Genomic DNA, 11,567 nt, shown 5'->3' on the forward strand with positions numbered 1-11,567 from the left:
TGCTTAGACTGATTTAAGAACTCGAAGCGTGTCTGTACATGGCCGACATAAGCACACGCACGTTCGATTATCAGACACCCAGACGTTTTGTTCACCGTCGCGATCTTGGTCACGTGCCTAAGCCCGCACGCCCATTCGCTGCTGTGCTCGCTCGGGTGTTCGGCGTATCGTATGCTCTACGGGCGAGAGCCTTCGTTGCAGCCGCTTAAAACAGTCGTAGAGAGCGTTGCCATGGCCGAAGACACCCAACCGACAAACGACGATCCCGCGCGGGGTACCGAGGATCCTGCGCCAGCCCGGTTCCTTCCGGCTTTCGTCTGGCGCGCCTCGCGCGATGGCAGTATCGTCTATGCGAATCCGTGGGCCTGTCTCTATCTCGGCGTGCCCTATGACAAGGTGCTCGGGCAGCACTGGAAAGTATTCGTATACCCGGACGATATCGGCTTTGTCATCGACGCGGTTCGTCAGATGACGGGCCGCACGCTGCTGCGCAACGTCGACGTAAGGCTCAGGCGCGCCGACGGCGTGTTCCGCTGGCACACGCTGCATCTCCAGGCGACGCGCGACGAGCTGGGTGGCATTGCCGATACGGTGGGCGTGGCGATCGACATCCACGAGTGCAGGCACGCGTGGGAATTGTATGAGGCAAGCGAGCGGCGACTTCAGGCCGCATTTCAGGGTGCCTGCATGGGCGCCTGGGAATGGGACATGAAAACACGCGTCGTGCGCATGACCGCGCAACTCGCGAAAATCTACGACTTCCCCGAAGGCACCGACGCCGTGATGCTCGCCGAACTGACGGAGCGCGTGGCACCGGCGTATCGCGAACTCTATCAACGCAAGCTCGATGCGGTCCTACAGCATCATGCGCCGTTCGAACTCGATTTCCTGCTCGACGAGCGGGTCGCGCCGCAGCGCTGGCTTCGCATGCGCGGACATCCAGAGTATGACCACGAGGGATTGCTGGTGCGCGTGTACGGCGTCACGTTCGACATCAGCGATCATCGCATCCATGAAGAGCGCTTGAGTCTGAGCGAGCGGCGCTACCGCGCGCTGGTCGAATCGACCGGTGCGATGGTTTGGTCGGCGACGCCGGATGGGAGCGTGAGGCCCGCGGGCGGTTCATGGGACGATTTCGCGGGCGTCGATCCTTCGTGCATCGCGGGGTGGGGCTGGATGGAACTCGTGCATCCGGAAGATCGCGAGATGGCGCGCGAGAGTTGGCAGACCGCGTTGCGCCAGAAGACCACGCAGTCGCTTACGTTCCGGCTGCGGCGCAAGGATGGCGTGTATCGCATCGTCGAGGCGCGCGCCGCACCGCTTTGCGATCAGAACGGCAATCTTCAGGAATGGTTTGGCACGACGACCGACGTCACTGCGCAGTACGAGGCTAAAGCGGCGATCGAAGCGCGCTCGCTGAGACTCAGGGTGGCGATGCAGGCCGCCAAGCTCAGTATCGCGACGCTCGATCTGTCCGATTGGGTGCTCTCCATCGAAGATGGCGGCGACCGGCGCCAGACCGAGCGCGTTCCTTACGTCGCGGCGCTGCAACGCGTGCACGAAGAAGATCGCGCCGCGCTCGACCGCTATATCCGGCGGCTCGCGAACGGCGAGAAACCGAGCGCCAACTTCGAATTCCGCCTCAACAATTCCCAGCGCGAGCGATGGATAGAAGGCAGCGCGCTGCTGCAACTCAGCGCCGCTGGCAAGCCGATGCGCGTCATCAGTTCCGTCATCGATATCACCGAGCGCAAGCGCCTCGAGCTGATCCTGCGCGAGTCGAGCCGTCGCAAGGACGAGTTTCTCGCGATGCTCGCGCACGAGTTGCGCAATCCGCTCGCGCCCTTGCGAACGGTGATCGCGCTCATGCAAAAGGATGTGCCGCTCGGCGAGCGCGAACAGGACCTCGTCGGCCTGATGCAGCGGCAAGTGGAGCACATGACGCATATCGTCGACGACCTGCTCGAAGTGTCGCGTATCACGCAGGGTCGCATTGCGCTCAAGCGCGAGCCGATTCTCGTGTGCACCGCCGTGTATCACGCGGTCGAGGCGGTGGCCGGCATGGCGCAGGCGCGCTTGCAGCACATGCATGTCGAAGTGCCCGACGCGACCAACTGGGTGTTCGGCGACGTCACGCGGGTCTCGCAGATTCTCGTGAACATCCTCAACAACGCGATCAAGTACACGCCCGAAGGTGGCAGCATCAGCGTCACCGCTCACGCCGACGACGCGTGGGTGTCGATCGTGATCGGCGACACGGGATCGGGCATCTCGCCCGATCTGCTGCCGAAGATTTTCGATCTTTTCTCGCAGGGCGAGCGCACGCTCGACCGTTCGGAAGGCGGCCTCGGTATCGGCCTTTCACTTGTCAAGAAGCTCGTCGAAATGCACGATGGACGAATCTCCGTGCAAAGTCCCGGGCCCGGTCGCGGCACGACGGTCATCGTCGATCTGCCGCGGCTGCATCATCAGGAACGTCATTCGGGTGCGACGCTTTCCGCGCTCGATGAGCAACCGGAAGCGGCCGTGCGCCGTGTTTTGATCGTCGACGACAATCGCGATGCCGCCGATTCTCTCGCGATGCTTTGCGAAACGGAGAACCACATCACTCGGGTGGCGTACTCTCCGGCAGAGGCGCTCGACGTGGGGCAGGAATTCAAACCGGACGTCGCGTTGCTGGACATCGGCCTTCCCGGCATGGATGGCTACGAACTAGCGAGGCGTCTGCGCAAGAAGGGCGAGACGACGCCGCTTCTGATTGCGATCACAGGCTACGGACAAGCGGAGGATCGCATGCGCGCTCAGGCGGCGGGCTTCGATCTGCACTTCGTCAAGCCGGTGAACGTGGAGAGTCTGCTCAAGGCGCTGTCGGCGCGCGCCGCATGAGTTGCGCTTGAACCGATGGCGCCGCCGGTAGCATTTTCCTTGGCCGTTTTTGGCCTGGCGGCAATTAGTCCCACAAAAACGCTTATCGGCGAAGCCGCATTGATCTAAAGATTTCACGGCAGTGAAACGTTTGCCATGCATATCCCGAATCGCGTGCCGAAGGCATACTGCTTCTTCATAACTAAAAGCATCGAGAGAAGGAAAATGACCGGGGAAGCAAGGAAGCTCTATTACGTGGGACTCGGATTGAGTCCCGATTTGCATGCGCGCCTGAAGGCCCGGCAATGGGACGTGGAACTCGTCGACCCCGGCAAGCGCGGCCAGGCAGCGCGGCGCATCACCGGTGTCAGCGCCGGCATCCTGGATCTTTCCGACTGTCAGTTTCCGCGCGACTGGGCGGTGATGGAAGCCTTGCTCGCCTCACCGTCGATCGGCTGGATCGCGATCGGCTACCCTGAACAAATCATGGAAGCCGGCGCGCGCAGAGTGATACGCGACTTCTGCTTCGACTACGTGACGCTGCCGACGGCGAACGAACGTATCGTCGACGCCGTCGGCCACGCCCACGGCATGTTGACCTTGCAGGAGGCGGAGGAGAGCAGTGTCCCCGCCCGCGCGGAGGACGAGATGATCGGCTCGTGCGACGCGATGCTCGCGTTGTTCCGTTCGATCCGCAAGGTCGCGATGACCGACGCGTCCGTGTTTATTTCCGGCGAATCGGGCACCGGCAAAGAACTCACCGCGGCGGCGATCCACAAGCGCTCGGTGCGTCGCAACGAGCCGTTCGTCGCGATCAATTGCGGCGCGATTCCGGCGCACCTGCTGCAATCCGAACTCTTCGGCTACGAGCGCGGCGCGTTCACGGGCGCGAATCAGCGCAAGATCGGGCGCGTCGAGGCGGCCAACGGCGGCACGCTGTTCCTCGACGAAATTGGTGACCTGCCGCTCGAAAGCCAGGCGAGCCTGCTGCGGTTCTTGCAAGAGCGCAAAGTGGAACGCCTTGGCGGCCACGGCTCAACGCCCGTGGATGTGCGCATCATCTCGGCGACCCACGTCGACATGCAGACCGCGATGATCGAAGGGCGCTTCCGTGCCGACCTGTATCACCGCCTTTGCGTGTTGCAGATCGACGAGCCGCCATTGCGCTCGCGCGGCAAGGATATCGAACTGCTCGCGAAGCACATGTTCGACCGCTTCAAGAAGGACGCGAACCGGCGTCTGCGCGGCTTCTCGCCGTGCGCTATTGCCGCGCTTCACAACTACGGGTGGCCCGGCAACGTGCGCGAACTGATCAACCGCGTGCGGCGCGCGATCGTGATGTCAGAAGGGCGGCAGATCACCGCGCGCGATCTCGAACTGGGCGAATACGTGGAAGTGGCGCCGGTGTCGCTCGCGCAGGCACGCGAAGCGGCCGAGCGGCAGGCGATCGAACTGGCGCTCTTGCGTCACCGTGGACGGCTCGGCGACGCCGCCCACGAACTCGGGATTTCACGCGTGACGCTGTATCGCCTGCTCACGTCGCATGGTTTGCGATCCGCGACGCTTGGCGTCGGAACGTCAGAGACGCAGTGCGCACGCCCTGCTGCGTGACCTGATTTCCTACCCGCCATGACCTCGAAGCCTCAGGCTGATAGCCCTGAGGCTTTTTCTCAAAGTCAGTCAAACGTTTGCGTGCGACCTCGCATCCTAAGCATTGCTTAGGCGCGCGATCGGATTTCGGGCGCCCGAGATCGCGGCTCGTCGCGCTCGATGCCAGCATGTTTGTCTAAAGTTAAGCGCCCGTTCAAAAGCATCATTCAACGTGCGGAGACGCACTCATATCCGCCAGATCCGTGTTGCACAATGCGCCGTATGTAATCGGTTTCGCATTGGCACGGAAATCCTGGCTCCTTCGTCGATGCGCTAGCGAAAGAAGAAATCGTAGAGAGAATACGCGGCTTGAACGGGGCAGGACTTGAAAGTGGCTTATCGACAAAACGCTAAGCCATCCGAAAGGAATGCGGGGGTTGTTTCGCTTGCGCTTCAATCGACGGAGCGCGGGGCGATTACGAATGCGCAAGTGGCGATGTACCACACGGCGAGAAAATATCATGACAAGCTTCATCGCCCGATCACGGGCTCCGCTGCGCCTGGGACTGGCGGGCGGCGGGACGGACGTGCCGCCTTACTCGGACCAGTTCGGCGGCCTTGCGCTCAACGTGACCATCGAAAAGTTCGCTTACGCGTCCATTGCCCCGCGTGACGACGCGCGAATTGAACTGGTCGCGGCCGATACCGACATTTCCTGGCGCGGTCCTGTCGCGCCCGAACTGGCGACACGTCCGGGCCTCGCGTTGCACGTCGGCGTCTACAACCGCATCGTCAGGGACTTCAACGGCGGACATCCGCTTGCGGTCACCATCACGACGTGTTCCGAGGCGCCGCCGGGGTCGGGGCTCGGGTCCTCATCCACTATCGTCGTCGCGCTCGTTCAGGCGTTCTGCGAACTGCTGTCGCTGCCGCTAGGCGAATACGACATTGCGCATCTCGCTCACGATATCGAACGCGTCGACCTTTGCCTTGCAGGCGGGAAGCAGGATCAGTACGCAGCGACTTTCGGCGGGCTGAACTTCATGGAGTTCTACGGCGACCGTGTGATCGTCAATCCGCTTCGCATCAAACAGGAAACCAAAGCGGAAATGGAGGCGTCGCTGGTGCTTTATTTCACCGGCGTCTCGCGCGAATCGGCGAACATCATCAAGGAACAAAGCGCGAACGTCGCCAATGGCGAGAGCGATCCGCTCGCCGCACTGCACGAAGTCAAGACCGAAGCGGTTCGCATGAAGGAAGCCGTGTTGCGCGGCGATTTTCACGCGTTCGCACGTTCGATGGCCGATGCGTGGGAATCGAAAAAGCGCATGGCCCGGAACATCTCGAATCCCATGATTGACGAACTCTATAGAGTCGCGATCAATGCGGGCGCTAAAGCCGGGAAAGTATCGGGCGCGGGTGGAGGTGGCTTCATGATGTTCTTCGTCGATCCCATAGACAGGCCGCGGGTCATGCGAACGCTAAGCGCGAGCAGTCAGCTCAATGGTCACGTGCTCAATTGCACGTTCACCGATATCGGCGCCCAATCGTGGAGAAAGAAGCTATGACGATGACTGCGGTGGGGGAGATCGACAAGACACTTTCGGTCTTGCAGGCGCTGCGGGCCGACACCGGCCTGATCGACCGCGTGCAGCAGGTTGCGGAGCGCATCACGGCGGCGTTTCGCGCGGGCAACAAGGTTTTGCTTGCGGGAAACGGTGGAAGCGCAGCCGATGCGCAGCACATTGCAGGCGAGTTTGTGAGCCGCTTCTGCTTCGACCGCCCCGGGCTGCCCGCGTTTGCGCTGACGGTCGACACGTCGGTCCTGACGGCCATCGGCAACGACTACGGCTACGAACGGCTCTTCGAGCGCCAGATCCAGGCATCGGGCCGCTCAGGCGATGTGTTCTGGGGATACTCGACCTCGGGCCGCTCGCCCAACATCATTCGCGCGTTCGAAGCGGCGCGATCCGCGGGCATGTTCACGGTGGGCTTTACGGGCAACGGCGCCGGCGCTGCGCAGATGCGCGAACTCACGGACATCTGTATCGACATTCCTTCGCCGTCGACGCCGCGAATCCAGGAAGCGCACCTGCTTTGCGGTCATATCATATGCGGCATCGTCGAAGAGAACGTCTTCGGATGAGCGACGTGCTGCCATGCCTCATTCTCGCGGGCGGGCTCGGCACGCGCTTGCGTCCGGTCCTCGGCGACGAGATGCCGAAGGCGCTGGCGTCGATCGGCGGCCGGCCGTTCCTATGGTGGATGCTGCAAGGACTCGTGCAGCAAGGCGTGCCTGAGATCGTGCTCGCGATCGGACACGGCCAGCGACACATCAGGGAGTTCGTTGCGTCGTCCTGTGACGGCATCGCGGTGTCGTTTGTCGAGGAGCATGAGCCGCTGGGCACCGGCGGCGCGATCGTGCACGCACTGCGCGCCCACGGTGCGCCCGACATGATCGTGATGAACGGCGATACGATTTCCAACCTCGATCTGCGCGGTCTGTCGGCGCTTCATCGGTCGACGAACGCGGATCTGGTGATCGCGGCGACGACCGTGGCGGACGGCTCCCGCTACGGCACGCTTGCCTTCGACGCGCAGACCAGGCGCCTTTGCGCGTTCCATGAAAAGCGTGAAGGACATGGCTTCATCAACGCCGGAACCTATTCGCTAAGGGCAGCAAGCGTTCTAGCGTGCGAACTGCCCAACCGATTTTCGTTCGAGCACGACTTCCTGGCTAAACGGGTTGCTGCAATGGATATGCGGGTCTTTCCCGACGTGACGGAGTTCATCGACATCGGCATTCCGCAAGACTATGCGCGCGCGCAGACCGTCATTCCCCAAATGCTAAAGGCTTACGGCCGTGAAGCGTAAGGCGCTATTCCTTGATCGCGACGGCGTGATCAACGTCGACTTCGGCTATGTTCATCAACCCGAGCGATGCGTGTTTATCGCAGGGATCTTCGATCTCGTTCGTCTGGCAAATGAAACCGGCCATGCCGTGATCGTGGTGACGAATCAGGCCGGCATCGGCCGCGGCTATTACTCTGAAGCGCAGTTCGCGTCTTTCATGCAATGGATGAGCGACCGCTTTGCCAAAGAAGGTGCGACGATCGACGGGATCTACCATTGTCCGCATCATCCAGACGCGGCGCTGGACGCATACCCGCAATCCTGTTTGTGCAGAAAGCCCAAGTCAGGAATGTTCGACGCAGCGCGGCAAGATTTCGACCTCGATATGCCCGCGTCTATCCTGATCGGCGACAAACGCTCGGACATGGAAGCGGGGCGGCGTGCGGGAGTAGGTCATTGCTTTATGTTCGGTTCAAAAGACAAAAGCGAAGTGCCGAAAGGCGCGCTGGCAATCGATGCCTTGCTGGAGGTTAGCCCATTGTTGAATGGCTAAACCAGCGATTACTCAAGCTTGATGGGTGGCGAGATCACGTTTTGCATGAATGGCTTCCCGACCGCCTTGAGAAAGTAAGGATTGGAGGAGCGCTCTGTAAGAGGGATCGACGTGACGGAAGGGGCGTAGCGTCCAACGAGTCTGAACGATGCAGGAGCCGCCTGCTCATAGAGCTCAAGATGATCGACGTTCTCCGGATGGCTAAGCGATACGGCCAGCGTTTGACCCGCGCGGCGCGCATCGATCGTCACACAACTCGCGATACCCGTTTCGAGCGCGCTGCCTTCCTCATAGTCGTTCCACGTGACAAGCTGAAGGAAGGGAATTTGCTGATGCGCGCTGTAGTGCTCGTTGAGAATGCGAAAGCCTTCCAGCCACGTCTTGCCGCAGTCCTGCGCAAGTACGTGGGGAGATGCGGCGGCCCACGGCGCCATCGAATCGTCGAACCCCTTCCACACACCGCCGACCGCGATCTTGGCGGGCTGGCTAGTTGCCGTGTTGTAGAAGACGTCGAGGCCGGTGAGATCGGCGGGGCCGTCTTTGGCGCGTGCTTTGGATTGTGCCTCTACCCAGACGAAAGCGCCTTTGCTTGCGGGAAGATCAAGGCCATGTGCATGAATGTGAAGCCAGAGAACGTCGGGACGTGCTGCTTGTATGCGAGCCCAATCCGCCTTGCCGACCGCTTCCATGCCGAATTCGAAGACGACCGGCCGGCCGTCATGATGCAAGTATTGGCGCGAAGGAAAATACTCGCGCGCCATATAGTCGAGCTGGTAAAGAATGGTCTGGGTGAGGTCGCAGCCTTTGCAAGCGTTGAACTTGAACGTGCCGCTGTCCACCATCAGCGCAAAGCTCATCCTCGGGTTCGCGGCAAGCGCGGGCATCGACGCCTTCCAGGCGGTATCGACGCAATGCCCCTCACCGTACCAGTCGACGATTACGCCGTCGACGCCGCGCGATCCCATGTCGTCGAAGGTGCGTTGTGCCTGGCGCGGATCGTCGGAGCGATAGCCCACGTCGAGGCCGCGTGGAGTCGGCCCCCACCACGGCAAGTAGTGCGCGAGTACCTTGGTCGTGCTTCCGGGGTAAAGCAACGTATGAACATCGACTTTGGACACGGATGTCGTGCCCGCCAGATTGCCGTTCGACGAGCCCTTGAAAGCCGGACTTGCGGAAGTGTTGGGCGCGTTGAGCGTCGAGACGAAATCGGCGGCGCCCGCATCGACTGTCAAAGCGGAAATCGAAAGCAGAATGGCAAGCGCAACGGATTTAAGCATGTCTAAGAGAAGAGCCGATCAATTCAATGATGCGAGGATACGGTCTTTGAGTCCTTGAACCATGTTGGCTTGCCAACAGAATGACGTTAAGCGCTGTGGTCTCATGTTATGACATGTTTAATTCCCATCAAGCATCGCCGCTCAAGCCAGAGGCGTGCTTGTATCTCCTGCAAATAATGGAGTCCATGCATGAGCCGCAACAGACCTTTCCTTGACGACGATCTTGGATGGAGCGACAAGGGATCGCGAGAAGGAATCAAGCTGTCCCCGCTTGACATGGTCGAAAACGTCTTCGACCACAAATGGATCTTCATAGGCGTCTTCTTTGCATGCGTCGTGCTCTCGGTGATGTACATCGCGCTCTCGACGCCGGTGTATTCCGCCGATGCGCTGATCCAGATCGAGGAAAGGAAGGCGAGCACGCTCGGCTCGCTTTCAGACGTGTCCAAGGCGCTCGATATTCAGGATTCGCCTGTGGTCGGAGAAATCGACATCGTGCGCTCGCGTACCGTGCTCGCGCAGGCGATGGACACGACCGTCGCGCAGGCCGAAGTCTCGGTCAAAAATCGCTTGCCGCTCGTCGGCGCGTTTCTCGGCTCGATTCTTCCCAAGGGGCCCAGTGGCCTTGTCGCGCCGCTGATCGACAAACCTTTGTGGGCTTGGGGCGGTGAAGCGGTGGAGTTCAAGACGTTCGACGTGCCGGACGAACAGTTGGGACAGAAGCTGGAACTCGACTACGCGGGGAACGACAAATGGACCCTCAAGGACGCTTCCGGTAACGAAGTGCTGACCGGGACCGTCGGCACGCCGAGCGCGGCCGCGGGCTACACGGTGAACGTGCAGAAGATGATTGCCCGTCCCGGCACCGAGTTCACCGTGCAGCGCTTCTCGACTCAGGCACGGCTCGAACAGATCCAGAAAGTCTTCAATGTGATGGAGACGAAGCGGCAATCGAACATCATCCAGCTCGCGTTCGAAGATGCGGACCCGGTGTTCGCGTCGCGCTTTGTCAACGCGGTTGCGGCTGCGTATCTGGAGTCGAACGCCAAACGTCACGCGGCGGATTCAGAACGCAGCCTTGCATTCCTGAACGCGCAACTGCCGGTCGTCAAGGAGCGGGTGCAGAAGGCCGAGCAGGCGCTAAACGACTATCGCAACAAGGAAGGCACGATCGACGTGCAGGGCGAAGCAAAGATGCTGCTCGACGAATCGGCGTTGGTCGAGAAGTCGCGGCTCGAAGCCAAGCTGGTTTATCAGGACCTGGCACAGCGCTTTACCGGCGACCAGCCGCAACTCGTCGCGGCGGCCAACAAGTTCCGGCAGCTCGACCAGAAGTCGGCGGAACTGCAAGGAAAGATCGCGCGGCTTCCCGCGATGCAGCAACAATACTTGCGCCTCGCGCGCGATGTCGAAGTGAACAATCAGTTGTATGTGGGCCTCTTGAACAACGCGCAGCAGTTGCAGATCGCGCAAGCTGGAGCGATGGGCAATGCTGCGCTCGTCGACAAGGCAGTGCCTCCGCAAAAGCCCGTGCGCCCCAAGCGGGTGATCGTCGTGCTGCTCGGCGCTGCGTTCGGCGCGGTCCTTGGCTTCCTCGCGACGCAACTCATTCCGCTTCTCTCCGGCAGTATCCGCGATCCCAAACGGCTTGAGTCGATGGTGGGAATTCAGACGCTCGGCGTGCTGCCCATCTCGCCGCATCAGCTAAAAGCGAGCGTTACGAACATTCCACGCTTCATGGTTAGCAAAGAGCAATCGGACACGCCGCTCGTCGAGGCGATGGACGCACTCGCGCATTCGCTTCAATACAAGCTCGCATCGACGGCGGGGGCAAAGGTCGTGCTGGTGACGTCGGCCGTGCCGGGACAGGGCAAGTCCATGATCTCGGCGAATCTCGCTTATCTGTATGCGGAAAAGGGTTTGAAGACGCTCCTGATCGACGCGGACATGCGCAAGTCGACGATCGAACGCTATATGCAGGTCAAGGGGAATCAAGGGCTGGCGGGCGTGCTGCAAGGAACGATTACACCAGGCAAAGCGATCACCGAGCCGTTCGAGAACCTGCACGCGCTGCCCGCAGGCAAGCACGTCAGACATATGCGCAAGCTCCTCGGCCCCGAGAAGATTTCCGCGCTCATTGATTCGATGCGCGAAGAGTACGACATGATCGTGATCGATTCGCCGCCGGTCCTTCCTGCCGCCGATGCCGCCGTCATATCGCGCTTTGCCGACGTGACGCTCTTCGTGGCGCGACAGGGCAAGGTCAGCTATTCGGAAGTGACCGAGTCCGTCTCGCGTTTGTCCAAGGTCGGAACGCAGGTGGACGGTCTGGTGTTCAACGGCTTCGAGCCGTCGCCGCTGCGCTATGGCTACTATTCGGACGCTTACCGCTACCTCGACGGCGCTTAAGAACGGCTCAAGCAATCAGC

At 61.0% G+C, this 11,567-nt stretch carries 8 protein-coding genes; 7 read left to right on the forward strand and 1 reads right to left on the reverse strand.

Annotation, left to right across the window (positions count from 1 at the left end; all coding sequences use genetic code 11):
- Positions 1-231: 231 nt before the first annotated feature.
- From QCE48_RS18130 to QCE48_RS18155, 6 genes are all read left to right on the forward strand, one after another.
- Positions 232-2,886, forward strand: a complete 2,655-nt coding sequence (locus QCE48_RS18130) for a PAS domain S-box protein (protein WP_309784247.1) — start codon at positions 232-234, stop codon at positions 2,884-2,886.
- Positions 2,887-3,090: 204 nt separating this feature from the next.
- Positions 3,091-4,476: a sigma 54-interacting transcriptional regulator gene (locus tag QCE48_RS18135; protein WP_309784249.1), complete on the forward strand. Its 1,386-nt coding sequence runs from the start codon at positions 3,091-3,093 to the stop codon at positions 4,474-4,476.
- Between the two features lie 500 nt (positions 4,477-4,976).
- A complete protein-coding gene (locus QCE48_RS18140) occupies positions 4,977-6,023 on the forward strand; it encodes a dehydrogenase (protein WP_087629965.1) in 1,047 nt (348 codons plus the stop codon).
- A gap of 2 nt (positions 6,024-6,025) precedes the next feature.
- Complete coding sequence (locus QCE48_RS18145; RefSeq protein ID WP_404982621.1) at positions 6,026-6,601, forward strand: D-sedoheptulose 7-phosphate isomerase; 576 nt, start codon at positions 6,026-6,028, stop codon at positions 6,599-6,601.
- Positions 6,598-7,329, forward strand: coding sequence for a nucleotidyltransferase family protein (locus QCE48_RS18150; protein ID WP_309784251.1), 732 nt, complete (start codon positions 6,598-6,600; stop codon positions 7,327-7,329). The genes QCE48_RS18145 and QCE48_RS18150 overlap by 4 nt, the downstream gene beginning before the upstream one ends.
- Positions 7,319-7,861 carry an HAD family hydrolase gene (locus QCE48_RS18155; protein ID WP_309784253.1) on the forward strand — a complete coding sequence of 181 codons (543 nt, stop codon included), beginning with the start codon at positions 7,319-7,321 and terminating at the stop codon, positions 7,859-7,861. The genes QCE48_RS18150 and QCE48_RS18155 overlap by 11 nt, the downstream gene beginning before the upstream one ends.
- Positions 7,862-7,869: 8 nt before the next feature.
- Here QCE48_RS18155 and QCE48_RS18160 read toward each other — a convergent pair whose 3' ends face one another.
- Complete coding sequence (locus QCE48_RS18160) at positions 7,870-9,093, reverse strand: hypothetical protein (protein ID WP_309784254.1); 1,224 nt, start codon at positions 9,091-9,093, stop codon at positions 7,870-7,872.
- A gap of 234 nt (positions 9,094-9,327) precedes the next feature.
- Between QCE48_RS18160 and QCE48_RS18165 the strand changes: the two genes are divergently transcribed.
- The gene (locus tag QCE48_RS18165; protein WP_309784256.1) at positions 9,328-11,547 is read left to right on the forward strand and encodes a polysaccharide biosynthesis tyrosine autokinase; all 2,220 of its coding nucleotides are present in this window, start codon (positions 9,328-9,330) and stop codon (positions 11,545-11,547) included.
- Positions 11,548-11,567 lie beyond the last annotated feature (20 nt).

This window comes from Caballeronia sp. LZ024, from assembly GCF_031451455.1.
Taxonomy (GTDB): Bacteria; Pseudomonadota; Gammaproteobacteria; order Burkholderiales; family Burkholderiaceae; genus Caballeronia; species Caballeronia telluris.

Bases quoted from the DNA above. Each gene is read 5' to 3' on its own strand.
- QCE48_RS18145 (WP_404982621.1), top strand. From the start codon at position 6,026: ATGACTGCGGTGGGGGAGATCGACAAGACACTTTCGGTCTTGCAGGCG.
- QCE48_RS18165 (WP_309784256.1), top strand. From the start codon at position 9,328: ATGAGCCGCAACAGACCTTTCCTTGACGACGATCTTGGATGGAGCGAC.
- QCE48_RS18130 (WP_309784247.1), top strand. From the start codon at position 232: ATGGCCGAAGACACCCAACCGACAAACGACGATCCCGCGCGGGGTACC.
- QCE48_RS18135 (WP_309784249.1), top strand. From the start codon at position 3,091: ATGACCGGGGAAGCAAGGAAGCTCTATTACGTGGGACTCGGATTGAGT.
- QCE48_RS18140 (WP_087629965.1), top strand. From the start codon at position 4,977: ATGACAAGCTTCATCGCCCGATCACGGGCTCCGCTGCGCCTGGGACTG.
- QCE48_RS18150 (WP_309784251.1), top strand. From the start codon at position 6,598: ATGAGCGACGTGCTGCCATGCCTCATTCTCGCGGGCGGGCTCGGCACG.